The sequence below is a fragment of the Exiguobacterium sp. USCH10 genome (genome assembly GCF_037619445.1).
GTDB classification, from domain to species: domain Bacteria; phylum Bacillota; class Bacilli; order Exiguobacteriales; family Exiguobacteriaceae; genus Exiguobacterium; species Exiguobacterium aestuarii_A.
In genome coordinates this window covers 553,162-579,630 of the sequence record NZ_JAQPZO010000001.1, presented here as the reverse complement: position 1 = coordinate 579,630, position 26,469 = coordinate 553,162, and the positions used below count along the sequence as shown (strand labels likewise).

The following is a 26,469-nucleotide window of genomic DNA, read 5'->3' as shown; positions in this document are numbered from 1 at the left end:
AAAAACTTTTCAGTAAAGGAAGGAGTTTGACGGAATAACGAAGAAATGAACAGTGATTCATTTTATAAGGGGGAATGAAAGTGGAGACGATTCAATTGACGACACACAATGGGGTAGGGTGGTTGAAACTGAACCGACCTGAAAAGCTGAATGCCTTGAACGAGACGTTGCTACGTGAAATGAAAACGGCAATCGATGAATTTGATCAGGACGACGCGGTTCGCGTCATCGTCCTTGTCGGCGAAGGACGGGCATTCTCATCTGGACAAGATTTAACGATCGAGAGCGATGCAGATTACGGGGAATATTTAGAAGAGGTGTATCATCCACTCGTCCGTGCGCTCTTCTCATGCCGTAAGCCAATCATCGCGGGCATTCATGGCGTCGTGGCGGGAGCGGGACTCAGTTTGGCACTTGCAGCTGATGTCCGAATCGTCGCCAAGTCGACGAAATTCAGCTCGGCGTTCATCAAAATCGGGTTGGTCGCGGATGCGGGCGGTCCATATCACTTACGTCGACTCATGCGCGACGACCTTGCGTTAGATTGGCTCTGGAGTGGTAGTACGATTGACTCAGAGGCGGCGCACACATTCGGACTCGTCACAGAGCTCGTGGAAGATGCGATGTATACGGAGCGATTGACGTCATACGCTGAGACGCTCGCTGCGAAATCACCGGTTGCTGTACAAGGGATGAAGGCACTCATGCGAGCCACTTCATTTGAAGAGGGATTGAATGAAGAAATCGATTGGCAACGAAAGTGTGGGGACACGGACGTACACCGCCAGGCGATGCAGGCATTTTTAATGAAATGAAAAAAGCGGCCGCGGCCGCTTTTTTACGTGGTTGATTTGGCTTCGAACTGGAAGCCTTTTTGTTGCCATGTCCCATATTTCCAACGACGGAACGCGAAGAATCCGCGGAACCACTCATCGAGGGAGAAGGCGAGCCAAATCCCAAGGATGCCGAGCCCCATTTGAAGACCGAACAAGTAGCTGAATGCCACGGCGACACCCCACATCGAGGCAATCCCAATCATGACCGGGAAGCGGACGTCCCCAACGGACTTCAACGATCCCATCAAGACGATGTTCATGGCGCGCCCTGGCTCTAAAATGAGCGTTGCCCATAAGATTGGCACTCCGACCGCGATGATGTCAGGATTTGACGTGAAGAGACCGAGTAGCGACTCGCTGAACACCGCCAATCCGAGAGAGGCGACGAACGAGGCGAACATGGCAATCTTCAATGTTTTGACGGCGCGATGATACGCCTCTTTGAAACGTTTGCCCCCGATATCTCGCGCAATCAAGAGCTGTGTCCCTTGCGCGACGGCGACGGTGAACAAGAAGGCGAGCATTGACAAGTTCATGACGTATACCCGTGCGGCGAGGGAAGCTTCTCCCATCGTCGCAATGAAACCGGTGATGATGATCTGTGAAGCTTGATAAGACAAGTTCTCTCCGGCAGAAGGGACACCGATTTGAAGGAGCGACTGGATGTCGTCTTTCTTCGGACGAATCACTTCTTTTAACGGGAAGCGGATCAAAAGTTTCCGTTTGACGAGCCAGAACAACAGGACCATGGCGGCGAATCGTGCGATCACGATGGCCCAAGCGACACCGGCAACGCCAGTGACCGGAAGTCCGAACCAGCCGGTAACGGCAAAGATGGCACCAACAGCAGTGATGATATCAATCAACAACGTCGCGAGCATGGCATGTTTCGTCATCCCGTGACTCCGGAGGATCGAACTGAGCGCCATGATGAGCGCTTCGGTGAATAACGACAAGCCGACGATTTGCAGGAACAACAGCCCGTGTGCAAACAGTTCATCCGATAGACCGAATAGGCGCAAAAACGTTTCACCGAACAAGAAGATGACGACGACCATGATTGCACCGAGCCACATATTCAAACTGACGGCGGAGCGGGCGAAGTCACGACTCTTCTTCATGCTCCCAGCTCCGATGGCCTGACCAATCAAAATGGTCGCCCCGACAGACGTCACACTGAAGACAATCAAGAACACGTTTAAGATTTGGTTGGCAACCCCGACGGCCGAAGCGGCGGCGTCTGAGTAATGTGCGAGCATCAATGTGGCGATGATCCCGGTTCCCATGTGGAGGGCAAGTTCGATGAAAATCGGCCACGACAGTTTGAACAGGGTGAGCTGTTCCGTTTGTTTCGTCTGCATGTAGTGTATTCTCCCTTTTCTCTATAATTCTTTCTGTTAACTATTTGTTTTATAAAAATGTCAAAGGTCATCTTACTCCTTATGAAATGAAAAAGAAAGGGGTTTGCTAAATTATTTTCAACAAAAAAATCACCCGAAGAAATCAGGTGATTTTCGAAATTATTTCAATTTCAGAATAGCTGCACTAAATGGTGCCAGTTCGATTTCGAGTGATTCGAGATCGCGGTCGTGTAACAAGTCGTAGGCGGCGCCACGATAACCGAGCGGACTTAGTTTCGAAGTAGAGTCCGAGTTATTGAAGTAGACCAAGTACGTCTCATCTTTCGTGCAACGCTCGATGATGACGGCATTATTGGCGTCGTCGACCAAGTTGAAGCGATACGAGCCGGCGTTCGCGAGTACGGGATGGTCTTTCCGTAGCTGGATGAGTTTTTGAATGTAACGGAAGAGGTTACGGTCTTCTTCGGCTTCGTCCCACGGCATACAGCGGCGGCAACCCGGGTCTTGTTCTCCCTCGAGTCCGATTTCATCCCCATAGTAAATACATGGGCTACCTGTGTACGTGAGCATGGATGTCATCAAGAGCTTGAATTTGCCTTTATGACCTTTCGCCCGCGTCAACGCGCGTGGCGTATCATGTGAGTCGATCAAGTTGAACGTGACTTCGTTGACGTTCATCGTGTTCATCATCTCGACGCGCGTCAATTCGTTGCGGAACTCAGAAGCCGTCGTTCGATCGAGTGCGAAATAGTTCAAGCTCGCGTTCGTGAACGGATAGTTCATGACGGCATCGAACTGGTCGCCTTGTAGCCAAGGTTGCGCGTCGTGCCAAATTTCCCCGAGGATGTAGGCTTCCGGGTTCGCTTTCTTGACGGCTGTTCGGAAGTCACGCCAGAACGCATGATCGACCTCGTTGGCGACGTCTAGGCGCCATCCGTCGATACCGAACTCTTCGACCCAGTAACGGGCGACATCTAATAAGTAAGCTTTCAACTCTGGATGCTCCGTATTGATCTTCGGCATGTTCTTCTCGAACGCGAACGTATCGTAGTTCGGCTTCGGCTCCGTCACGATTGGGAACTCACGGAGATAGAACCAATCGCGATACTCAGACGCCGGACCGTTCTCGACGACATCTTGGAACCATGGGTGGTGATATCCGACATGATTGAAGACGGCATCGAGCATGACCTTGATACCATTCTCGTGCAAGAGGTCGACCATTTCTTTAAATTTCTCTTTTGTCCCGAACTGTGGATCGATTTCCATATAGTCGAGCGTATCGTACTTGTGGTTCGTCGTCGCTTTAAAGATCGGGCAGAAATAGATTCCGGTAATCCCGAGTTCGACCAAGTGGTCGATATGGTCGATCACCCCTTGGAAATCCCCACCGAAGAAGTTTGTGATTGTCGGCTCTGTCGAGTTCCATGGCAGTGTCTCTTCTGGATTAAGTGAAGCATCTCCATTGGCGAAGCGATCCGGGAAGATTTGATACCAAACCGTGTCCTTCACCCATGACGGTGCGTGGAAGATATCAATCGGATTGATGAACGGGACACAGAAGTAATAGCCCGTGTCATCGAGCGGTTTTTCTTCGAACCATCCTTTTTCGGTATAGACGGCTGTCTCTTGTCCATCATTCAAACGGAATCCGTAGCGAAGGCGACGGAACGGCGGCTTGATGGCGATGAACCAGTAGTCATAGGCGTCGTCAAAACCGATTTTCTCCATTGGAGTCTCGTATGTACGCCAGTAGCTCGGCTTGTCCGGGTCAAAATTCCACATGGCCGGGTCTTCAGAATGCCAATCGTAAGGGTCGTTCCAAATCAAATCGACCGATTCAATATCTCCACGTTTCGTATGAAAACGGATGTGGATCGTCTCACGGTCATATTTGTAAACGAACGGGGACATGGCACGATGATAAATCGCTTCTTTCATCATAAGGAAAACATTCCTTTCTTTATAGGGGATGACATCATTTTACAACACTGTGAATCAAAGAGAATAGGTGTTGCGAAAACGTTTGCTCAAGCAAAGGGTAATAAAGCGTTTACATTTTGTCAATTGCTGAAACTCATAAAAAGTGAAGATTTGAGAACAAAATTTTATAAATTACATAAATGGGTCAACAGACGTAAAAAAAGTGTAAAAAAAGACTTGTAAAACGCTTTCACAACTGTATAATAAAAATTGAGGTGAGGATGCAAACGTTTTCACTACCGTGTCAATTTCGTAGCGGAGTTTTAAAATTGACGTGGTCGTGCGATTGCGCAAATCTGACCATACTATTTCCTTGGGGAGGTTTTTCATCATGAAGATGAAAAAAATGGTAGCAGGACTTTCAACAGCAGTATTCGCATTCGGTGCACTTGCTGCATGTGGTGGCGGAACAGACAACGGATCTTCTAACGAAGGTGGTTCTTCAAGCGAGAACAAACCTGAAAAGATCGTCATCTGGGAAGACATCGAAAAGTCTGAAACAACGAAAGAAGTTGCGAAGGCGTTCGAAGAAGAGCATGGCGTAAAAGTTGAAGTCGTCGAAGTACAGATGACAGACCAAAAAGACAAGCTTGCGCTTGACGGTCCAGCTGGTAAAGGTCCAGACATCGTTCTCGTACCGCACGACCAAATCGGTACAATCGCTGACCAAGGTCACTTGGCTCCAATCGCTGACGAAGGATCACTTGACGCATTCACAGACGCTGCGAAATCAGCTGTCATGTTCGATGGTCAAGCTTACGGATATCCAAAATCAGTTGAGACACCAGTTCTCATGTACAACAAAGATTTGATGGCTGAAGCTCCAGCATCAATGGACGACCTTTACAAGTTGTCAAACGATGTGAAAGCTGATGGGGAGTATGGATTCCTCGCACTTTGGGATAACTTCTACTTCGCACACGGTGTTGTCGCTGGATTCGGCGGATACGTGTTCAAAGAAGACGGTGGCGCACTTGACCCATCTGACATCGGTTTGAACAACGCAGAAGCAGTTGAAGGATTCGAATACATCGGTAAATGGTACGAAGAAGGCCTCTTCCCTAAAGGATTGATCGGTGAGTCTGGCGGCCAAGCGATGGACCAACTCTTCACTGAGAAGAAAGCACATTCAGTCATGAACGGACCATGGGCTGTAGCTGGTTACACAGATGCAGGCGTAAACCTCGGAGCGGCTCCAATGCCAACACTTCCGAACGGTGAGCCAATCAAGACGTTCATGGGTGTGAAAACATATGCCCTTTCAGCTTACACAGAAAACCAAGAGTGGGCTGAAATGTTCCTTCAAGAGTTGACGAATGAAGAAAACGCATTGGCAATGTTTGAAGCATACAACGAGATCCCACCAGTAGCAGCACTCGAGTCGAACGAAACAATCACGTCGAACGAAGTTGCGAAAGCGGTATTCGACCAAGCGACAAACGCAGTTCCAATGCCGAACATTCCTGAAATGGGACAAGTTTGGGAGCCAATGGCACAAGCGCTTCAGCTTGTAGCGACTGGTAAACAAGATGCACAAAAATCTGCAGACGATGCAGTGAAAGTCATCGAGCAACAAATCCAAGCAAACAACCAATAAGGAATTGAAATGACGGGGTGCGCCACATGGCGTTCCCCCTCATTTTCTAGCATTGAGCAAACGTTTGCTTGATTGATTTGCTCAAATCGAAAGGAGAAACTGAGGATGGCTGCAATTGCGAACCCTAAAACACCGGACCAACGCCCGGACAAGCCTACAAACCATGCTCGGAACGCGGGACTACTTTCCATCATTCCGGGACTCGGACAGTTATATAACAAACAATACGCGAAGGCGGTAGCGTTCTTTATCGTCGTCGTATCTTATTTTGCCGTAAACTATGATCTATTTTTCAAAGGGGCGGGCGCCGGACCAGGTGACCGTGGAGGACTTTGGGGATTGATCACGCTTGGTGAAGTGCCAGGACCTCGTAACGACCACTCCATCTTCTTGATGGTCGAGGGGATTGTCGCGTTAATTTTACTTTTCTTCGGAATCGCGTTCTATGTTTGGAACATTCGTGACGCCTATCGTGTCGGTCGCGCTCGTGATCAGCATCTAAACCTTCCATCGTTCCAAATGCAACTTCGCAACTTGCGTGACCATGGATTCCCATACTTAATGTTAATCCCATCACTCATTTTGTTAGTGTTTACCGTTATTCTTCCATTGATCTTTACGTTCTTGATCGCCTTCACGAATTATCGCTATAACAACGCACCACCAGCGAAACTCGTCGAATGGGTCGGATTCGAGAACTTCACGCGTATTTTTGAAATCGATATCTTCCGTGACACGTTCGTCGGCGTACTCGGCTGGACGCTTGTCTGGACGGTCGCTTCAACGACAGGTGTTATCGCAATCGGGATCTTCCTTGCGGTACTCTTGAACCAAGAAGGTCTTCGTTTCCGTCGCTTGTTCCGCTCAATCTTGATTCTTTCTTGGGCAGTTCCAGCATTCATCACGATCTTGATCTTCCGTTCGATGTTCAACGAATCGTTCGGGGTATTCAATACGACGATCTTGCCGGCACTCGGTCTTGACCCAGTCAACTGGATGACCGATCCGACGGCGACACGAACAGCACTCGTTCTCATTCAATGGTGGCTCGGATTCCCGTTCATCATGACGCTTATGACAGGTGTCCTTCAGTCGATTCCTGGTGACTTATATGAAGCAGCAACGATTGACGGAGCAACCATCTTTGATAAGTTCCGTTTGATCACATTGCCGATGCTCTTGTTCGCAACTGCACCGATCTTGATCACGCAGTTCACGTTCAACTTCAATAACTTCAACATCATTTATCTCTTTAATGGCGGTGGCCCTGCTGTACCTGGACAAACGGCCGGCGGTACCGACATCTTGATTTCTTGGATTTACAAATTGTCTCTCGGTGCCAACCCGCAATACGGACTTGCGGCTGCGATCACACTCATCTTGTCATTCTTCATCATGACACTTGCCGTGATCCAGTTCCGTCGGACAAAATCTTTCAAAGACGAGGATATGATCTGATATGAAAAAACAAAAACGAATCAATTTGGCGATCTCGTATGTCATCTTGACGCTTGCGTCGATCATCATTCTCTATCCGATGCTTTGGGTTGTCGGTACATCATTCAACCCGGGGCGTACGATTACGTCAACAATTATTCCAGCTAACCCGACGTTTATTCACTATAAAAACTTGTTTGACCTAACGATTTCGGATTATAGTTTATGGTATGTGAACACGTTGAAAATCGCTTTCATCACGATGGCGCTCTCTGTCGTCTTGGTGACGATTACTGGTTACGTCTTCTCACGCTACCGTTTCGTCGGACGGAAGAACTCACTCGTCTTGTTCCTTGTCCTTCAAATGGTGCCACAGTTCGTTGCGATCATCGCGATTTATGTATTGCTCAACATGCTCAACCTTCTTGACACACATACAGCACTTATCTTGCTCTATGCAGGCGGTGCGATTCCGATGAACACGTACTTGGCGAAAGGGTACTTCGACACGATTCCAAAAGAACTTGACGAAGCTGCCCGCATGGATGGTGCAGGTCACCTCCGAATCTTCTGGCAAATCATCTTGCCACTTGCGAAGCCGATTGTCGCAACGATTGCTCTCTTTAACTTCATGGGACCATTCAACGACTTTATCTTGGCATCGCTCGTCCTTCGTTCACCAGAGAAACAAACATTGGCAGTTGGTCTTTACAACATGATCTCGAAACAGTTCGATAATAACTTCACGTTATTCGCGGCGGGTGCGGTTCTTTCAGCCCTTCCGATCGTCATCTTGTTCTTCATGTTCCAACGCTACTTCGTTTCTGGTCTTACAGCGGGTGGTACGAAAGGATAATACTCGTAAAAGGAGGAAGCGATATGAGGCGAGGCGTCGTGCTCGTGCTCCTGTCGCTTCTTTTGTTTCCGACAATCGTCGGTGCAAAGGAAGCTGCTACTTGGGAACAAGAACGCATGTATTTTATTATGGTCGACCGATTTGTTGACGGGAACCCGGACAACAATGAGCAAGTCGACAAAGATGATCCGAAAGCGTTTCATGGCGGAGACATCCGTGGGGTCATCGAAAAGCTCGATTATATCGAGTCACTCGGCTTCACATCGATTTGGTTGACACCCGTTTTTGAAAATATGCCGGACGGCTATCACGGGTATTGGATTAAGGATTTTTATAACATCGACCCGCAATTCGGGACGAAAGAAGATTTACAAGAACTTGTCGCGGAAGCACACAAGCGAGACATGAAAGTCATTCTCGACTTCGTCGTCAACCACGTCGGCCCGAACCATCCATGGGTGGAAGAAAAACCGGAATGGTTCCACGAACAGTTGCCGATCGTATTCTGGAAAGACCAGGAGCAGGTCGAGACGCACTGGTTATTCGACTTACCGGACTTTAAGACAGAAGACCCGGAAGTCAAATCGTATTTGATCGACGCGGCGAAGTACTGGATCGAAGAGACAGATATCGATGGTTACCGTCTCGACACGGTCCGTCACGTCGATAAAGCGTTCTGGAAAGACTTTGTCGAAGGTGTTCGGTCGGTCGACCCAGATTTTTACTTACTCGCTGAAGTATTTGACCCAGACCCACAATATGTCGCGCAATATGACGACCTTGGATTCAACAGCATCACGAACTTTACATTCTACGACCGGGTATCAAAAACGATGACGCAACAGCAGGCGAACGTCGATGAGATCGATGTTGCCGCAAGCTATGCCGAAACGTTCTTTAACGACCCGAATCAGATGGCGACGTTCCTCGATAACCATGATGTCGAACGGTTCATGCATATGGCTGAACTCGGCGGCGTGGAATCGGCGGAACGACGGTTACGTCTTGGGTTGTTCGCACTCTATGCGTCACCGGGTATGCCAATCGTCTTCCAAGGAACAGAAAATGCTCAGACAGGTGGAGCCGACCCGGCGAACCGTGTCATGACTGAATTCCCGGGAAATGAAGAGTTACACGAATACGTCGCAACGATGAACCGCATGCGTGAAGAGTATCCTGTTTTTGCGACAGGTGAACAACGTATGATTGCATCGGAGGACGGAATGGCCGTCTTTGAACGTAAAGATGGGGATGACGTCGCGTTATATGCGATCAACATGAACAGTGAGGATCGAGAGATTGAAATCGAGGTCAGTGAAATCGGGGAAGATACAAGACTTCGTGGTCTATTATTCTCACAACTGGTCACAGATCAACGCGGAACGTTTACAATTGAACTATCTGGCGAAAGTGCGAACGCTTACATTGTTGAGGGGTCATCGGTAAATCCGTGGATGATTGGGTTAATCGTTGTCACGATTCCGATTTTCTTGACAGGTTTGGTCATGTGGAAGCGCCGCAAATAAAGATATGACACGCCGAAAGGCACGAAATGAATTCACGGAAGCAGGGGGGAACACCATGCAAATCACAATTAAAGATGTTGCGAAGCACGCGAACGTCGCACCGTCGACGGTATCTCGCGTCATCGCCAACAGTCCAAGAATCAGTCAGAAGACAAAAGAACGGGTCAGAAGCTCGATGGAAGAGCTCGGTTATCATCCGAACATTCATGCGAGAAGTCTTGCCAACCGCTCGACACAGTCAATTGGTCTCGTTATGCCGAGCGCGGCAACAAAGACTCTCCAAAACCCATTCTTCCCAGAGGTATTGCGAGGAATCAGCACGAAGGCGCATCAAAACGGTTATTCACTCTATATGACGACCGGTGTGACAGAAGAAGAGGTATTATCGGGTGTGATCGAGATGGTACAAGGACGCCGTGTCGACGGTGTCATCGTCCTCTATTCACGTGAAGACGACCAAGTCGTCCAATATTTGCGACAGACGAAGTTTCCGTTCGTCGTGGTCGGGAAGCCGTTCGGGGACGCTTCTTCGATTACTTACGTCGATACGGACAACTATTTGGCCGGACGCGAAGTGACGAAGCACCTCTATAATCTAGGTCACCGTCGCATCGCCTTCATCGGGGGATCGGACAAACTCGCCGTGACACAAGACCGCCGAAACGGATACGCGACGGCTCTCATGGAGGCAGGCATTCCGGTATGTGAGGACTATATCGCCCGGGCCGAGTTCATGACGAAAGGCGGCGCAAAAGCCGTCCGTGAGTTGCTTCAAAATGAAGAGCCACCGACAGCTGTCGTCGTCAGTGATGACATGATGGCACTCGGGGTCATCAGTACACTCAGTGAGATGGGACTCAAGATTCCAGAAGATGTAGCTGTCGTCAGTTTCAACAACGTCTACATCGCCGAGCACTCGAACCCGCCGCTCACTTCGGTCGAAATCAATATTTTCGGTCTCGGCTTTGAGGCGACAAATTGCTTGATTGAACAAATTAGCGATAATGCCCCCCCATACGGAAAACGCGTCATTGTTCCACACTATTTGGTCGTTCGCCAATCATGTGGACAGAAAAAGAGTAAAGTGGAGACGCTCGAATCAAATTCTTAATCATCTAGACGATCTCGCGAGGAGTGAGGTCGTCTTTTGCATATCCTGTTGATTGAAGTCGCCTGAAGTGGGGAACATTTCTCACGAACGGATTGAAATTGAAAGGATGGATAGAGATGAGCGAAAAACGATTTGTCGGAACATACGGTACGAAAGAGAGCCTGCTTTCTAAAATGAACGAACTGAATGAAAATGGCTACGATGAAGGAGAATTATATGTCGTGACCGAACAGGAAGACGCTGTCCATGTGCTCAAACATGAGACGAACGTAAACGTGGAAAATGGTGACGCGTCTTGGTTAGACAACCTTCAGGACGAAACAAATCAGGGCAAAGATATGAAACAGGCGCTACACGATTTAGGCATCTCAGATGATGAGGTGGAGCGAGCACATGCACAATTGAAACAAGGCGGATATGTGCTCGTCATCGATGAACCTGATACGGGGTTCAATGATGGTCGGAGCGCTCTATTCGAAGGGCATGAGGCGAATGCGGCGTTCGGTGAGGATGAAGAAAATCAAAAGTGATGACCCATTAAGACTGTCTCCGCGAGAGGCAGTCTTTTTTCTCTAAATAATGTGACAAAAAAAGAAAGAAAAAGTTTTATGCAAACGATTGCATTCTTACTTCAGTTGTGTAAAATGAAAGGTGAGATTAAATACAGCGCTTTCATAGACAAACGGTTGCATGAACTTGTTGTCCGTCGAAGGTAGCCTTGTAGAGAAAAAGGAGTGGCAGACAGATGAAACGATTGTTTGCAGTCGATGAATGGAAAGTAACAGAAGAAGGTCTTCACCCGAAAGAAAACCGTCTTGCTGAATCGATCACATCGCTCGGAAACGGGCACATGGGAATGCGAGGAAATTTCGAGGAAGATTACTCGAATGATACGCACCAAGGATTCTATGTGGCGGGCGTCTATTACCCGGACAAAACACGTGTCGGTTGGTGGAAGAACGGATATCCTGAATACTTTGCCAAAGTATTGAATGCGACAAACGTCATCGGTCTACGCGTCGCGATCAATGGCACACCTGTCGATTTGGCGAAATGGGACGTCAAGGACTTTACACGCGAATTGGATATGCAGCGTGGTGTGCTCACACGGACGTTCACATTGATGAACGGGACAGAAGAGACAAACGTAGAAGTCGTCCGTTTCTTCTCCATCGTCGACAAAGAAGTATTAGCGATTCGTTACAACGTCACACCGGTGAATTACGAAGCGAAAATCGAGTTCACGCCATACTTAGACGGCGATGTTGAGAACGAAGATTCGAACTACGATGAGAAGTTCTGGCTCCCGGTTGACCGTGGCATCGAAGAACGCTTCGGTTTCGTGACGACGAAGACGAAAAAACTCGATTGGCACGTCACGGCATCGATGATTGCGGACGTAGAAGGCGCTCGTTGCGAAGTGCTTGAAGCGACAGACCTCTTCGTGGCGAACAAATTCACGGTCAATGTGACTGCCGGTGAGACAGCGACAGCCTATAAATATGTATCTGTCGTGACGAACCGCGACCATGCGATTGAAGACCTTCAATCTGCAGGGATGAAACGCGTCGAAGCGGCGTTTGAAAAAGGATTTGAGACGCTTCTCACTGAACAGACGGAAGCATGGCTCGCACGTTGGGAAGATGCGGACGTTCGAATCGATGGAGATATCGAAGCGCAACAAGGAATCCGTTTCAACATCTTCAACATGTATCAGACGTACACAGGTGAAGATTCGCGTCTCAACATCGGACCGAAAGGATTCACAGGCGAGAAGTACGGCGGTGCGACATATTGGGATACGGAAGCCTATTGCCTCCACTTCTACTTGGCGACGACCAAACCAGAGGTCTCATGGAACTTGCTCAAATACCGTCACAATCAATTGCCACAGGCAAAAGAAAACGCTGTGAAGAATGTCGGTATGGAAGGTGCGCTTTACCCGATGGTCACAATGAACGGGGAAGAGTGTCACAACGAGTGGGAAATCACGCATGAAGAGATTCACCGGAACGGTGCAATCGCCCATGCCATCTTCAACTACACGAACTTCACAGGCGACAAGTCTTACCTTGGACAATACGGACTTGAAGTATTGGTCGAAATCTCGCGTTACTGGGCTAGCCGCGTCAACTTTGTGCCACACAAAGACGTGTATATGATCCTAGGCGTCACAGGTCCGAACGAATACGACAATAACGTCAACAACAACTGGTACACGAATTTGATCGCCGCGTGGACGCTCGAGTACACGCAAGAAGTATATAACTACTTGAAAGAAGCAGAACCTGCACGTCTCGAAGAGCTCGTGTCGACACTTGGCATCACAGACGCCGAACTTGCGAAGTGGGCGGATATCCAAACGAAGATGTACTATCCAAAAGATGACCTTGTGCCAGATGTCTTCATGCAACAGGATGGCTTCATGGATAAAGAGCAAATCTTGGTGAAGGACCTCGATCCGAAACATCTTCCACTTAACCAAAACTGGTCGTGGGATCGCATCCTTCGCTCAAACTTCATCAAACAAGCGGACGTCCTTCAAGGACTCTACACGTTCGGTGATCGCTTCACGCTTGAACAGAAACGTGCGAACTTCGATTTCTATGAGCCACGCACGGTTCATGAGTCGAGCTTGTCACCATGTGTCTATTCGATCATTGCGGCAGAAGTCGGGTATGAGGACAAAGCGGTTGAACTGTATCAACGTTCAGCACGTCTTGACCTCGACAACTACAACAACGATACAGAAGATGGGTTGCACATCACATCGATGGTCGGCTCGTGGATGTCAATCGTTCATGGTTTCGCAGGCATGCGCATCCAAGGGGATCATCTCTCATTTAGTCCGATGATTCCGAAGGACTGGAACGGCTATTCGTTCAACATGCTCTGGCGTGGCCATCACTTGACGGTCACATCATCACGTGAACAAGTGACAATCCAACAAACAGGTGGTACAGATGTAACGCTTCACGTGTATGGAAATGCAGTAACGGTTCCTGCGAATGAATCGATTACAATTGAAACAGTGAAAGCGTGACCAATTGCTTCATACGAACAAGCCGACCTCGGTCGGCTTGTTTTTGTATGAAAAACTTATCAGATTTCCTGCATATTTGCTGTATGCAGCATGAATAATCTATGTTATCTTGATTCTTAGCTATTTTGAGAAAGGGGAGTTGAAGCTTGACGGAAGCCGTTAAAGAACATACACGAATCGGGGTTGTCTCGATCATCGGAGGATTGTTCGTTGCCTTATCCATGACATTATTTTTAATTCCAGCTGGCGTCTATTCGACAGGATTTACGGGTCTTGCCCAAATCTTGACAGCACTACTAGCTGGTACACCGTTTGAACTAGGGGAAGGGCTCTGGTTCTTTATTCTGAACGCACCACTGCTCGTCGTTAGTTATTTTATGCTCGGGCGGAATATGATGATCCATACCCTTGTCAGTGTCGCCTCGGTTACGTTGTTCATTCGTATGCTTCCGCAATCGCAGCTCCTCTCGGACGACCCGTTATTGAACGCCGTGTTCGGCGGTGTGCTTTTGGCGATCGGATCGGGGATTACGATTCGGTACGGTGCCTCCACGGGAGGCTTTGACATCGTCGCGTTGATTCTTGCGAAATTCACGAACAACTCGGTCGGTGTCTACCTCTTCTTGATGAACATGATGATTGCGCTCGCAGCAGGTGCCTTGTTCGGATGGCCGACAGCGCTCTATACAATCGTCTTCTTGTATGTGACATCAAAAGTCATCGATGAGATTTACACGAATACGCAGCGTCAGACGCTCTTCATCGTGACGAACCATCCAGATGAAGTGACGAAAGAATTGCATCAACACGTGTTCCGTGGCATCACGCTCATGCCGGCAATCGGCACGTACTCGAAAGTCGAGAAAGCGACGCTCATGATGGTCGCACAACGACACGAGGTTCGTGAAATCACACGGATTTGTAAAGATGCGGACCCATCGGTTTGGATCAATATCTTGCCGACAGAGGACGTCGAAGGTACGTTCCGTCGTTAAATTAGCCCCTACTGAAGTGCTCAGTAGGGGTTATTATGTATGTAATACAGCAATTGATTGGAGAAGATAGATGATGATTGGGGTCAGTATTGCGACGAAATGGGAATACGAGGCGACATTAGACTATTTTGAAGTGAACAATGAAGAACGTTGTGAATATCCGTACGGAGAGTTTTTTCTGAAGAAAGTAAATGATACTGAGTTAATTTTTTATTTTACTGGTGTGCGGAAAGCGAACGGAGTCGGGGCGAACCAATATATGATCTCTCGTTTTGATTTAACGAAAGTGATTGTTGCCGGAACGTGTGCCGGAATAGATGACACGTACAGTCATTTAGACGTCATCGTACCGCATCGTGCCGTGCAATATGATTGTACGGTGAAAGAGGTAGAACCGTTGATCAAACAATCTTTCATCGTTGACATACCACTCTCTTACTACGGGGGTGATTTTTTGACGGGGACGATTGCAACGGCTGACCGGGCTGTCGTGATGTGGAAGGATTATGTAGAGTTGAACGAACATGAGATCACGATTGCTGATACGGAAGCGGGTGCCATTGCATATATCTGCAGAAAAAATCATGTCGAGTGCATTATCATCAAAGGGATTTCTGACTTTCCGAAAGATGAGAGGCAGGGAGACCCATTTGTTTCGAATGCTGAACAGATTGATGTGTATTTGAAGAATACACCAGTAGTGATGGCTAAAATTTTTGACGACTATTTGATTCGTTTTATTTGATGATAGGATTCGAATTGTCTGAACAGAAATGACATTTGTACACTCGGGATTTCGGATATCTTTAGCGACGCCGAAGGGCACGCCGACTCCCGGGGAATCAGCGGCTCGCAGCCCGCCCCCAGGAAAGCGGCGTGCCAAATCCGGCGTATGCACAGATACAAAAACAGAGGCAATTCATCCTAATCAGGAAGAAAAGCCTCTGTTTGATAATGGTTCAGTTCTAGTCGGTGCTTTCGTTATTTCTTATACCTTGATCCCAAGTCGTTCTTCTAGGAAAAGGGCAATCCCGTCGTCCATGTTCGAAGCCGTCACTTCGTTGGCTACATTCTTCAATTGGTCGATGGCGTTCCCCATCGCGACACCTGTCCCGACATAGTCGAGCATCTCAAGGTCGTTTTCTTCATCACCGAATGCGATAATCTGTTTCCGGTCGATGTTCAAATGTTTCGAGACTTCTTGGAGTCCGAGTGCCTTCGACGTGTTTTTGCTCATGACTTCAATCATGTGCTCCGGCATGCGCCATTGACGGTTCAATACGGCCTCGGCATGAATGTCGTCGAGCTGCGAGCGGACGTGTGCCACGTGGTCTTTTGTCGCGTGAATCAATAGTGACGTCGGCTCGTCCTGCAAGTGTGTCAACAAGTTCCCAGACGTGACGCTGAGCGCACGTTCTGCATACGGGCTGTAAAACTCTTGCGGGTCTTTTTGGAAATAAACATGGTCGGTCACTTCGACGACGATGTTATGGGCTTTCGTATCGGCGACCTCTTCAATGATATCGTGTGCGGTCTTGAGCGGAATCGGGCGGTGCGTGACCGCGTAATTCGCATCTTTCGGGTGATGCACGAGGGCGCCGTTGAAGTTGACGAGCGGAGTCGTCAATCCCATTTGCTCATAGTACATGATCGAATGACGCTTTGGACGCCCTGTCGCGATCATGACTTCATGACCAGCTTCACGTGCCGCTTGAAGGGCACGGAGATTTCGTTCACTTATGGTTTTATCATCTCTTAATAACGTTCCATCTAAATCAACTGCGATTAAATAACGTGACATCAGTCATCCTCTTTTCTTCACAATGATGTTTCTAAGACCGTATCACATTTTTCGATTCGACGGAAAGAATATACAATCGAAGTCGCATATTCCATTCGAACAATGCTATACTAATGTCGTATGAATTTTTACGAATCATCTGTGAGATGGAGGGGACGTTCAATGCGTTATTTAGTGACATTGATCTGGGCGATTGTGCTCTCAAATACAGCGGTGTTTATCATTTCTGCTGTTGATGGTGTAGAGTTCAACGCGATGCTCGCGACAGGATTTGGCGTGGCCATCACAATCTTCGTTGCACTTCTCGATGTCTTAAACCAAGACATGGGAATCAGCGACGTTGCACAAGAGAAGTAAGCCGTCTACAATCAAACTGACTCGTGCATGAGTCAGTCTTTTTTCTTTATCCAACATAAGAGGAGGATCATGCATATGAAAAACCCTGAAAAACGCGCGAATTTTATCACGTTCGCCATCATCGGAGCGATTATCGTCATTGGAATCGGTCTGTTGTTCTTTTTAAACGGAGCCAATGAAGAAGAGGGCGTCAATGCCGTCACTGCAGACGAATTACAGCAACAGTTAGACCAGGACGGCGAGGTTGTCGCTTACTTCTGGCAAACAGGCTGTGAATATTGTGAGCAAGTGAAACCGTATGTCGAACCACTCATCGAAGAATACGATGCGGTCTCAATCAACTTGGCAGACCATAACGTATGGGAAACTTACGGCATCAATGGAACACCGACGATCATCCGATTCGAAGATGGAAAAGAAGTCGGTCGCATTGAAGGTGCGGTCTCTGAACAACAATACGAAACATTCTTTAAAAATGAGGAGGCAAAAGAGGAATGAAGCGTCGTTTCTACCAAACGTTATTTGAGTTGAACGCCTCGCCCTGGATTGCTACACGCTTGAAGCGCTTTGCGGAATCAAGTGTGAGTCGCCACTTGATTCCTTCATTTGCCAAAGTGTATGACATTGCGGTGGAGGAAGCAGAACAACCGCTTCATGCCTATCCGTCTCTCCATGCGTTTTTCACACGTCATTTGAAGCCGGGAGCGCGTACGATCGATGAGTCTTCCGAGACACTCGTTTCACCGTGTGACGGAAAGTTATCGGTCATCGAATCGATCTCAGAGGATAGCCGTTTTGAGGTGAAAGGTCAGTCGTATACACTTGCGGAATTACTTGGTTCTCAACAAGATGCGAGACGTTATGCAGGTGGAACGGTCGTTGTCCTGTACCTCAGCCCGCGCGATTATCACCGCGTCCATACGCCTCTCTCGGGTCGCGTGCTCAGTCACTATGAACTTGGGGACCGCTCGGCACCCGTAAATGAGCTTGGATTGACGGAGACGGTGAGACCCCTCTCTCGTAACTACCGTCGTGTGACACGCTTTGACAGTCCAGCTGGGACGTATGAGCATATCATGGTCGGTGCCTTGAACGTGAACACAATTGAGTGGACGCTCGAGGGCGATCAAGCGGAGAAAGGGCAAGAAGTCGGATACTTCTCATTCGGTTCGACGGTCGTGCTTTGTTTTGAGAAAGATGCGGTTCAAATGAACCATGAAAAAATGGGCCCGGTTCGACTCGGTGACGTCATCGGGACAATCAAAACCAACTAATTTTGTATCAATTTTCTTCCGACCGAACGATAGACTAGTCGTTTGGTCGGTTTTCGTTTACCATAGAAGGGATATCAATACTTGTATAAGTAGTTGAATCGTTTAGCTAATTGGAGGAATTTTACGTGTTTAATCGACTTTATCCGAAACAGTTCGTCGCGTCTGTGTTTGACATCGACTTACAAGAATTGAAAGACCGTGGGGTACGCGTCATTTTGACCGACCTTGATAATACACTCGTGGCGTGGGATGTTCCGCATGCGCCTGAGCTTTTATTGATGTGGCTTGAAAAAGTGAAATCATACGGTTTCGATGTGATTGTCGTATCAAATAATAACGAGAACCGTGTACGGACGTTTACGGAGCCGCTTGGACTTCATTATGTCGCTCGTGCCAAGAAGCCATTACCTTCTGGGTTTAAGGCTGCACTCTCGAAATATGGTTATTCGCCGAAAGAAGCCATTTTCTTAGGGGATCAGTTGTTTACAGACGTACTCGGTGCGAATATGGCCGGCATCCATGTCATCCACGTTCAACCGGTCGTTAAAACGGACGGGCTTGTCACGAAATTCAATCGGATGCTTGAGAAGGTTGTCTTTGCGCATATGAAGCGTCGCGGGAAGTATGTATTGATCACGAAAAAAGTGGAAGAGCTTGCTGTCGACGCGCAGCGGGCGAAAGTCGCGGTTGCTGAAAAAATCGGCGAAGCGATGCATTCACATTCCAAAGATTCACATAAAAAAGATGAATAAGACCTCGAACGCACAGGAAGAAGGAGGCTGCCCATGTACGGCGACCAAGGCGTCGGAATTAACGCTTCAGGAGTAGCAGCGAGGTGCTACGGCGAATGAAGAAGGGGAAACCTGAACGGCAGTAAGCACAACTATGGAAGAAACCAAACGATATTGCGCTGGGTGCGGCGTAGCCATCCAAACGGAAGACCCGAACGGGGTCGGCTATGCACCAAAATCGGCACTTGACCGAGAAATCGTCATTTGCCAACGTTGCTTCAAATTGAAGCATTACAACCAAGTTCAAGACGTCGAGTTGTCAGACGATGACTTCTTGCGCATCTTGAACGGCATCAGTTCAAAAGAGGCACTCGTCATCAAGATTGTCGATATTTTCGACTTCAATGGCAGCTGGCTCCCGGGTCTACAACGCTCAGTCGGGTCGAACCCGGTCCTCTTAGTCGGGAACAAGGTTGACTTGTTGCCGAAATCCGTCAACCCGAACCGGATGGCGAACTGGATGAAGGCTGAAGCGAAAGAGCTCGGCTTGAACCCGATTGACGTTCATTTGATCAGTGCGAAAAAAGGACACGGGATCGATGAACTCGCAGAGAAGATTGAATATTACCGAAAAGGCAAAGACGTCTTTGTCGTCGGTTGTACGAACGTCGGGAAATCGACACTCATCAACCAGGTAATCAAACGTTTCGGTGAAGAGGATGAAGCCATCATCACCGTCAGTCATTTCCCGGGAACGACGCTTGACTTGATTGATATCCCGCTTGATGATGATGCGAACTTGTACGATACACCAGGGATCATCAACCGTCATCAAATGGCGCATTACGTCGATGCGAAAGATTTGAAGACAATTACGCCGAAAAAAGAAATCAAGCCACATGTGTTCCAATTAAACCCGCAACAGACGCTCTACTTTGGCGGTTTGGCACGCTTGGATTACTTGGAAGGCAATAAACGATCGTTTGTCATCTATATGTCGAACGAGTTGAAAGCACACCGTACGAAACTCGAACGCGCGGATGAGCTCTATGACCAGCATATTGGGAAAATGCTCAATCCACCGAACGAGAAGACGCTCGAAATCTTACCACCACTCGTACGCCATGAATTCAGCTTACGAGACGGTGTGAAGACAGACATCGTGTTCAGTGGCCTCGGATGGGTCGCGATTCACGGTAAAGGCGGTCGCATTGCGGCTTGGGCTCCGAAAGGCGTCGCAGTCACTCTCCGCGAGGCGCTCGTATGAATCTGGCTGTCATCGGCCACCCGATTGCTCATTCGCTCTCTCCCCAGCTGCACGAGCAGTGGTTGAGGGCGTCTGGGCTTTTCGGGCGTTATGAGGCCATTGACGCCGTGACGAGCGACTTACCAGCACTGTTCGAAGCGATGCGGGACGGAGAATGGGACGGATTCAACGTCACCATTCCGTATAAAGAAGCAGTCGTTCGTTACGTCGATGAACTCGACGAGGCAGCGAAACTTGCCGGTGCTGTCAACACGGTGTATAAGCGAGACGGACGCCTTGTCGGAACGAATACAGACGGTGCAGGGCTCGTTCAAGCACTGACACCGTTCACCGATTGGACAGGACAAGTCCTCGTCATCGGTGCAGGTGGGGCTGCGCGTGGAATCGTACAGGCACTACCGACGCGTCAGGTGACGATTGTCAATCGGACAGTCGAACGGGCAAAAGAACTCGCAGACGTGTTCGATGTCACGTACACGACGTTCGAAAAGGTCGACGTCTCGCAATATGAGGTCATCATTCAGACCACTTCTGTCGGCATGGATAAGAGCTCGACACCACTTTCACTAGAAGGACTACGACAAAACACGGTCGTTTGTGATATCATATATCGTCCACTTGTCACCCCGATGCTTCGTGAAGCGAAACATCGCGGGGCCATCATTGTGACAGGGGTAGCCATGTTCGTCGGGCAAGGCGCGCTCTCGTTCGAAAAATGGACGGGCGTGAAACCGGACGAAACCATCGGAAAAAAGTTAATCGAAGGATTATTGGAGGAATAATATACTATGCTATCAGGTAAACAAAAACGCTTTTTACGCGCAGAAGCGCACCATCTCTCACCAATCTATCAAGTTGGGAAGAATGGGGTCAGCGAAGCGATGTGTAAAGATATCGTGGACGCACTCGAAAAACGCGAATTGATCAAAGTTCAAGTACTTCAAAACTGCATGGACACGCCAAAAGACGTGGCCGGCGAATTATCAGAAGGTACAAAAGCTGAGGTTGTTCAAGTCATTGGTAAAGTCATCGTCTTATACAAAGAGGCGACTGAGAAAGAAAATCGCCAAATCAAACTCCCATGAGCCGCATCGGTTTGATGGGGGGCACGTTCGACCCGCCGCATCTCGGACATCTGTTGATTGCCGAACAAGCTCGCGAACAACTTGCACTCGATGAAGTCTGGTTTTTACCGGCTGCGATTCCGCCACACAAGATCGGCTTCAGCTCGGCAGACCATCGAATCGAGATGACTCGCCGCGCCATTCAAGGTCAGTCAGAGTTCAAGTTGAATCTGATTGAGTTTGAGCGGAGTGAGCCGTCCTATACGGTGGAGACGATGAAGCGGTTGATCGAACAGCATCCAGACGATACGTTCTATTTCTTGATTGGAGCGGATTCACTCGTCGCACTCGAATCGTGGCACGACTATGAGACGCTCATCCGGCTCGTCGCGTTCGGTGCCGTCGCCCGTCCTGGGACGCGTTACTTGATTCCAGAGAAGGCGGACGTTCGTCCAATCGATATGCCGCAACTTGAGATTTCGTCCACCGATATTCGGGAGCGGGCGAAGCGAGGCAAATCCATCAAATATTTGGTCCCGGCGCTCGTCGAGACGTATGTGAAGGAGCATAAGCTGTATGACGTTTGAAGAAGCGCATGAGTTGATTAAACAGACGCTACCAGAAAAACGCTATATCCATACGCTCGGTGTCGTCGAGACGGCAGAGCGGATGGCGGTTCAGTACGGCGAGAACGTCGAAGAGGCTCGTCTAGCAGCGATGCTTCATGACTACGCCAAGTACTTTGACACGGAAGAGATGCGTCAAGTCGTCATCGAAGAGGGACTTGATTCAAGCCTTCTTGAGTACGGGGACGAGTTGTTGCATGCGCCGGTCGGTGCGATCTTGCTTGCTCGTCAGTATGAACTCGATGAAACCGTACTATCGGCAATTCGGAATCATACGACGGGAGAGCCTGGGATGTCTCGTCTCGATCAAATTCTGTTCGTGGCCGATGCCATCGAACCGAATCGCAATTATCCAGGGGTTGATCGCCTGCGAGTAGAGGCAGCGCATTCGCTCGAAGGGGCGGTTGTCGCGACACTGCGCCAAACGATTGAGTTTTTATTGAAGAAGTCGGTGCGCATTTTTCCACTGACGATTGAAACGTATAATGATTTTGTGAATACACCTTAGGAGGGTCAATATGACTGCAAGAGAAGAATTAGAATTGATTGTAAAAGCGGCTGACGATAAACGTGCCGAGGAAATCGTCGTACTCGACATGGAAGGTATCTCGCCGATTGCAGATTACTTCGTCATCTGTCACGGGAACTCGGAGAAGCAAGTTGAAGCGATCGCACGTGAAATCAAAGATGTCGCTGGCGAAAACGACCTACCACTCCACAAGTTTGAAGGAATGGACACGGCACGTTGGGTACTTGCTGACCTCGAGAACGTCGTCGTTCACATTTTCCATCGTGACGACCGTGATTACTACAATCTAGAGAAATTGTGGGCTGACGCGCCGCACGTCGAAGTGGAAGTCGGCTAATGGCATACGAAGGATTCGCCTATGTATACGACGAGTTAATGAAAGACGCGCCGTATGATGAGTGGGTCGCTTTCGTGCGTCGTCACGTCCAAGATGGCGCGACACTCGCGGATGTCGGATGTGGGACAGGATCGGCTACGATTCGCCTCGCCGAACATTACGACGTGATGGGGATCGACTTATCGGAGTCGATGCTCGAAGTCGCACAAGAAAAGGCACTCGAAGCAGAAATCGAGTTGCCACTTTGGGAACAAGATATGCGTGAGTTGGAATTACCGGAACCGGTCGATGCGGTGACGATTCTCTGTGACTCACTCTGCTACCTGCGGGATGAGGCAGATGTGATCGACACGTTCGAATCTGTCTACAACCAACTCAAACCGGGCGGGCTGTTCATCTTTGATGTTCATGCTCCGAATAAGATGCAGACGCTCTTCAACCAAAAGACGTACGCGTCAAACGGGGAAGATTGCTCGTATATCTGGTTTGCCGACCCGGGAGAGGCACCGCTCTCAGTCGTTCACGATTTGACGTTCTTCGTCGCGCTTGAAGACGGAACGTATGAACGGATCGAGGAGACGCATGAACAACGGACATATGAACCAGGGCAGTACATGCAATGGTTGATTGGTGCCGGATTCCACGTCAAATCGGTCACATCAGATTTCACCGAACATGCACCGGGAGCGGATGCCGAGCGCATCTTCTTCGTAGCCCAAAAATAAGCAAATCCCCGATTCGTCAAGGATCGGGGATTTTTTGTCGTTCTTATGCTTCGTGGCTAAACTGCCATTGGACACCGAACTGATCTTCGAGCATGCCGTACGCCTTGCTCCAAAACGTCTCTTGAAGCGGCATCAAGACACGGCCGTTCACAGAGAGCGCTTCGAACTCGCGGTGGATGGCATCGAGGTCGTCCGTGACGACGGCGAGTGTGACATTGTCGCCGAACGTGACCGGTCCGTCAGGCATCGCATCGGAAAACATGAGCGATGAGCCGTGAATCGATAGTCGGGTATGAAGCACGAGATTGGCCATTTCACTCGGCACCGGTTGACCGTCTGGACCAGGTTGGTCACCGAACGTCATGATGTCTGGAGCGGCATGGTTGAATACGTCCGCATAGAAGTTCACGGCGTCGCGGCAATTCCCATTAAAGTTGAGATACGGATTGATCGGCATAGCAAGTTCCTCCTCAGATTCATAATACTAATTATAGAACATATGTTCGTAAAATACAAGCGAGTCAAACTAAATTCGATTGTGTGGTTGAACACGATTGAGAGTTGGGAATAGAGCTTATAGAGAACAAACTAGACGAAAGAAGGCGAAGCATTATGAAGCTCACGAAAGGGCGTATCCTCGAATTTGGATTCGTCTTGTTCATGGCAATCATACTCGTCACATCAATCATTGAAGAATCATGGTTCGACGCGAGTGTGGCGGGAGCCGGGATCATCTCGGGTCTCATCCCGTTCTTTATTGAAAAGACGTTTAAAACAGAACTCGATAGCAAGATGAAGGTGGCCTATATCCTGTTCTTGTTTGCCTCACAGTATTTAGGTTCCATCGTCGGATTGTACGGGAACGGCTGGTGGGACACGTTCCTACATCTCTTGAGCGGTATCTTTCTGGCATTTTTAGGATTCGACTTCTTCTCCCGGCTCGATGACGACATTCGAACTGAAATCCCAAAACGATTTTTATTCGTCTATATCGTTGTCTTTTCTATGGCTGGCGCGGCGCTTTGGGAGATGTATGAATTTACATCCGACGTCGTCTTAAACACGACGATGCAAGGGAACGGGAACGACGATACGATGGTCGACATCATCGCCGGGTCACTTGGTGGGGTGCTCGCCGCGTTCTTCGTCGTCACGCTTCATCAACGTGAAAAAGCCAAACAAAAGAGACACATGAAAAAAAGTTCGTGATTCACGAGCTTTTTATTTGTAATCATTCTAATGTTTTATTAATATCAAGATTGTAATGATTATAAATAATGGGAGGCAATCATATGGATCAATATCGTCAACTAACTACTAACCAAGGCGCACCAATCGGGGATAACGCCAACTCCATCACTGCGGGTCGTCGGGGCCCGACGCTTCTCGAAGACTACCAACTAATTGAGAAATTAGCGCATTTCGACCGTGAACGCGTACCAGAACGCGTCGTTCACGCGAGAGGGGCAGGGGCGCATGGTGTCTTCACTGTAAAAAATAGTATGAAACGATATACAAAAGCTGCATTCTTGCAAGAAGAGGGGCAAGAGACGCCTGTGTTTGCGCGTTTCTCGACCGTCATCCACGGCTTAGGTTCACCGGAGACGCTTCGTGACCCACGTGGTTTCGCCGTCAAGTTTTATACGGAAGAAGGGAACTATGATTTCGTCGGAAACAACTTGCCGGTCTTCTTCATCCGTGACGCGATTAAATTCCCGGACGTGATTCACTCGCTCAAACCGGACCCACAAACAAACCTTCAAGACCCAGACCGTTTCTTCGACTTCATGTCACTCACACCGGAATCAACAAACATGCTACTTCATTTGTTCAGTGATGAAGGCATTCCGGCATCGTATCGTCATATGCGCGGATCGTCCGTCCACTCTTTCAAATGGGTGAACGAATTTGGCAACACAGTGTACATAAAGATGCGCTGGGTACCGAAGCAAGGCATTCAAAACTTGTCTATGGAAGAAGCCGCGAAGATTCAAGCGGAAGACTTCAACCACGCAACACGTGACTTGTTTAACGCGATTGAGCAAGGAGACTATCCGGAATGGGATCTATATGTACAAATTTTAGATCCGGCTGATATGGATAACTTCGACTTCGATCCGCTCGATGCGACGAAAGATTGGTTCGAGGATGTCATCCCATACCAATTGGTTGGAACGATGACCCTCAACAAGAACGTCGACAACTTCTTCGCCGAGACAGAATCTGTCGGCTTCAACCCAGGTGTTCTCGTACCAGGAATTCAGCCATCGGAAGACAAGATGCTCCAAGGACGTCTCTTCTCGTATTCGGATACGCAGCGTCACCGCATCGGACCGAACTACCTTCAACTTCCGATCAACTGCCCGTTCGCTCAAGTCGCGAACAACCAGCGTGACGGGGCGATGCCATTCAAGCAACAGACGAGCCCGGTCAACTACGAACCGAACCGCTATGAAGACGCGCCAAAGCCGAATGCGGATTACATCGAGACACCGCAACCGATCACAGGCGTGACGGGTCGCCAGAAGATTGAGAAGACGAACGACTTCGGCCAGGCCGGAGAAGTGTATCGCCGTTATTCTCAGGAAGAGAAGGACGCACTTATCCGTAACCTCGTTGCTCACATCAAAGAAGTTCGTCATGAGAAGACGGTTCTCCTCTTGATCTGCAACTTCTATCGTGCAGACCGTGAGCTCGGGGAGCGTCTCTCAAAAGAGCTAGACGTCGATCTCGCACCATTCTTGAACCAAATGTCGAACTAAGCATGTAACCGCGGTCTTGTGCCGCGGTTTTTTGTATGATGAAGGGAAGCAACAAAATGAACGCAAAAAAGCCCATAGCGAAAGCCGTGTATAGAATGAAGTGACCACACAAACATTCAGATAAAGGATTCGCTATGAGCTGGACTTGTTTGACTGAGAGTGTCGGATTATTTTTCCTTTTCACACCATAACAAGCAAATTAATGAGTAAGAATAAAAGAAAAATCACTCCGAAAAATAGTAACACCCCTA

General features: G+C 48.7%; 27 protein-coding genes. 23 read left to right on the top strand and 4 right to left on the bottom strand.

All coding sequences use genetic code 11. From position 1 onward, the window contains the following. Window positions 1-80 precede the first annotated feature (80 nt). The gene (locus PQI28_RS02940; protein ID WP_214785376.1) at window positions 81-815 is read left to right on the top strand and encodes an enoyl-CoA hydratase/isomerase family protein; all 735 of its coding nucleotides are present in this window, start codon (window positions 81-83) and stop codon (window positions 813-815) included. Window positions 816-838: 23 nt separating this feature from the next. Here PQI28_RS02940 and PQI28_RS02935 read toward each other — a convergent pair whose 3' ends face one another. After that, a complete protein-coding gene (locus PQI28_RS02935; RefSeq protein ID WP_339962497.1) occupies window positions 839-2,197 on the bottom strand; it encodes an MATE family efflux transporter in 1,359 nt (452 codons plus the stop codon). A 159-nt stretch (window positions 2,198-2,356) separates the two neighbouring features. Beyond that, complete coding sequence (locus PQI28_RS02930; protein WP_339962496.1) at window positions 2,357-4,141, bottom strand: glycoside hydrolase family 13 protein; 1,785 nt, start codon at window positions 4,139-4,141, stop codon at window positions 2,357-2,359. Between the two features lie 370 nt (window positions 4,142-4,511). On the opposite strand from PQI28_RS02930, the gene PQI28_RS02925 reads away from it, so the two are divergent. The 9 genes from PQI28_RS02925 (at window position 4,512) to PQI28_RS02885 (ending at window position 15,490) form a co-directional block, all read left to right on the top strand. Then, entirely contained in the window at window positions 4,512-5,777 is a 1,266-nt protein-coding gene (locus PQI28_RS02925) for an extracellular solute-binding protein (protein WP_339962495.1), read from the top strand. A gap of 105 nt (window positions 5,778-5,882) precedes the next feature. Continuing rightward, the gene (locus PQI28_RS02920) at window positions 5,883-7,235 is read left to right on the top strand and encodes a sugar ABC transporter permease (RefSeq protein WP_074032667.1); all 1,353 of its coding nucleotides are present in this window, start codon (window positions 5,883-5,885) and stop codon (window positions 7,233-7,235) included. 1 nt (window position 7,236) lies between these two features. Continuing rightward, window positions 7,237-8,070, top strand: coding sequence for a sugar ABC transporter permease (locus tag PQI28_RS02915; RefSeq protein WP_074037639.1), 834 nt, complete (start codon window positions 7,237-7,239; stop codon window positions 8,068-8,070). 23 nt (window positions 8,071-8,093) lie between these two features. Continuing rightward, complete coding sequence (locus PQI28_RS02910) at window positions 8,094-9,596, top strand: alpha-amylase family glycosyl hydrolase (RefSeq protein ID WP_339962494.1); 1,503 nt, start codon at window positions 8,094-8,096, stop codon at window positions 9,594-9,596. Window positions 9,597-9,651: 55 nt separating this feature from the next. Beyond that, a complete protein-coding gene (locus PQI28_RS02905) occupies window positions 9,652-10,707 on the top strand; it encodes a LacI family DNA-binding transcriptional regulator (protein ID WP_224860250.1) in 1,056 nt (351 codons plus the stop codon). Between the two features lie 116 nt (window positions 10,708-10,823). Further along, a complete protein-coding gene (locus tag PQI28_RS02900) occupies window positions 10,824-11,237 on the top strand; it encodes a general stress protein (RefSeq protein WP_339962493.1) in 414 nt (137 codons plus the stop codon). Between the two features lie 215 nt (window positions 11,238-11,452). Then, window positions 11,453-13,750, top strand: coding sequence for a glycoside hydrolase family 65 protein (locus tag PQI28_RS02895; RefSeq protein ID WP_214785370.1), 2,298 nt, complete (start codon window positions 11,453-11,455; stop codon window positions 13,748-13,750). Window positions 13,751-13,896: 146 nt separating this feature from the next. Beyond that, a complete protein-coding gene (locus PQI28_RS02890) occupies window positions 13,897-14,745 on the top strand; it encodes a YitT family protein (RefSeq protein ID WP_074032674.1) in 849 nt (282 codons plus the stop codon). Window positions 14,746-14,818: 73 nt separating this feature from the next. Then, entirely contained in the window at window positions 14,819-15,490 is a 672-nt protein-coding gene (locus PQI28_RS02885) for a 5'-methylthioadenosine/S-adenosylhomocysteine nucleosidase family protein (protein ID WP_339962641.1), read from the top strand. Window positions 15,491-15,733: 243 nt separating this feature from the next. Here the strand turns inward: PQI28_RS02885 and PQI28_RS02880 are convergent, their stop codons facing one another. Next, window positions 15,734-16,546 carry a Cof-type HAD-IIB family hydrolase gene (locus PQI28_RS02880; RefSeq protein WP_214789624.1) on the bottom strand — a complete coding sequence of 271 codons (813 nt, stop codon included), beginning with the start codon at window positions 16,544-16,546 and terminating at the stop codon, window positions 15,734-15,736. A gap of 162 nt (window positions 16,547-16,708) precedes the next feature. Between PQI28_RS02880 and PQI28_RS02875 the strand changes: the two genes are divergently transcribed. The 11 genes from PQI28_RS02875 to PQI28_RS02825 all read left to right on the top strand — a co-directional run bounded on the left by PQI28_RS02875 (window position 16,709) and on the right by PQI28_RS02825 (window position 23,456). Beyond that, window positions 16,709-16,903: a YjzD family protein gene (locus PQI28_RS02875; protein ID WP_074032676.1), complete on the top strand. Its 195-nt coding sequence runs from the start codon at window positions 16,709-16,711 to the stop codon at window positions 16,901-16,903. 75 nt (window positions 16,904-16,978) lie between these two features. Then, the gene (locus PQI28_RS02870) at window positions 16,979-17,401 is read left to right on the top strand and encodes a thioredoxin family protein (protein ID WP_214696100.1); all 423 of its coding nucleotides are present in this window, start codon (window positions 16,979-16,981) and stop codon (window positions 17,399-17,401) included. Beyond that, window positions 17,398-18,177 carry a phosphatidylserine decarboxylase gene (locus PQI28_RS02865; RefSeq protein WP_339962492.1) on the top strand — a complete coding sequence of 260 codons (780 nt, stop codon included), beginning with the start codon at window positions 17,398-17,400 and terminating at the stop codon, window positions 18,175-18,177. Before PQI28_RS02870 ends, PQI28_RS02865 begins: the two co-directional genes overlap by 4 nt. Window positions 18,178-18,302: 125 nt before the next feature. Continuing rightward, the gene (locus PQI28_RS02860) at window positions 18,303-18,929 is read left to right on the top strand and encodes a YqeG family HAD IIIA-type phosphatase (RefSeq protein WP_339962491.1); all 627 of its coding nucleotides are present in this window, start codon (window positions 18,303-18,305) and stop codon (window positions 18,927-18,929) included. A gap of 133 nt (window positions 18,930-19,062) precedes the next feature. Beyond that, window positions 19,063-20,175, top strand: coding sequence for a ribosome biogenesis GTPase YqeH (gene yqeH / locus PQI28_RS02855; protein WP_015880995.1), 1,113 nt, complete (start codon window positions 19,063-19,065; stop codon window positions 20,173-20,175). Beyond that, window positions 20,172-20,957, top strand: a complete 786-nt coding sequence (aroE, locus tag PQI28_RS02850; RefSeq protein WP_337874671.1) for a shikimate dehydrogenase — start codon at window positions 20,172-20,174, stop codon at window positions 20,955-20,957. The genes yqeH and aroE overlap by 4 nt, the downstream gene beginning before the upstream one ends. Window positions 20,958-20,963: 6 nt before the next feature. Further along, complete coding sequence (gene yhbY, locus PQI28_RS02845; protein WP_074032681.1) at window positions 20,964-21,260, top strand: ribosome assembly RNA-binding protein YhbY; 297 nt, start codon at window positions 20,964-20,966, stop codon at window positions 21,258-21,260. Then, a complete protein-coding gene (locus tag PQI28_RS02840; protein WP_271305193.1) occupies window positions 21,257-21,826 on the top strand; it encodes a nicotinate-nucleotide adenylyltransferase in 570 nt (189 codons plus the stop codon). Before yhbY ends, PQI28_RS02840 begins: the two co-directional genes overlap by 4 nt. Then, complete coding sequence (gene yqeK / locus PQI28_RS02835; protein ID WP_271305192.1) at window positions 21,816-22,373, top strand: bis(5'-nucleosyl)-tetraphosphatase (symmetrical) YqeK; 558 nt, start codon at window positions 21,816-21,818, stop codon at window positions 22,371-22,373. The genes PQI28_RS02840 and yqeK overlap by 11 nt, the downstream gene beginning before the upstream one ends. A gap of 10 nt (window positions 22,374-22,383) precedes the next feature. Further along, on the top strand, window positions 22,384-22,731 hold the full coding sequence (gene rsfS, locus PQI28_RS02830; protein WP_074032684.1) for a ribosome silencing factor: 348 nt from the start codon (window positions 22,384-22,386) through the stop codon (window positions 22,729-22,731). Continuing rightward, window positions 22,731-23,456 (top strand): class I SAM-dependent DNA methyltransferase, encoded by a 726-nt coding sequence (locus PQI28_RS02825; protein WP_047795583.1) that lies wholly within the window; start codon window positions 22,731-22,733, stop codon window positions 23,454-23,456. The genes rsfS and PQI28_RS02825 overlap by 1 nt, the downstream gene beginning before the upstream one ends. A gap of 43 nt (window positions 23,457-23,499) precedes the next feature. On the opposite strand, the gene PQI28_RS02820 is transcribed toward PQI28_RS02825, so the two are convergent. Then, the gene (locus tag PQI28_RS02820; RefSeq protein WP_015881002.1) at window positions 23,500-23,913 is read right to left on the bottom strand and encodes a VOC family protein; all 414 of its coding nucleotides are present in this window, start codon (window positions 23,911-23,913) and stop codon (window positions 23,500-23,502) included. Between the two features lie 155 nt (window positions 23,914-24,068). Here PQI28_RS02820 and PQI28_RS02815 point away from each other — a divergent pair, with 155 nt between their 5' ends. Both PQI28_RS02815 and PQI28_RS02810 read left to right on the top strand, forming a co-directional pair. Further along, the gene (locus PQI28_RS02815; RefSeq protein WP_337874673.1) at window positions 24,069-24,665 is read left to right on the top strand and encodes a hypothetical protein; all 597 of its coding nucleotides are present in this window, start codon (window positions 24,069-24,071) and stop codon (window positions 24,663-24,665) included. A gap of 83 nt (window positions 24,666-24,748) precedes the next feature. Next, entirely contained in the window at window positions 24,749-26,218 is a 1,470-nt protein-coding gene (locus PQI28_RS02810) for a catalase (RefSeq protein WP_339962490.1), read from the top strand. Window positions 26,219-26,469: the final 251 nt, after the last annotated feature.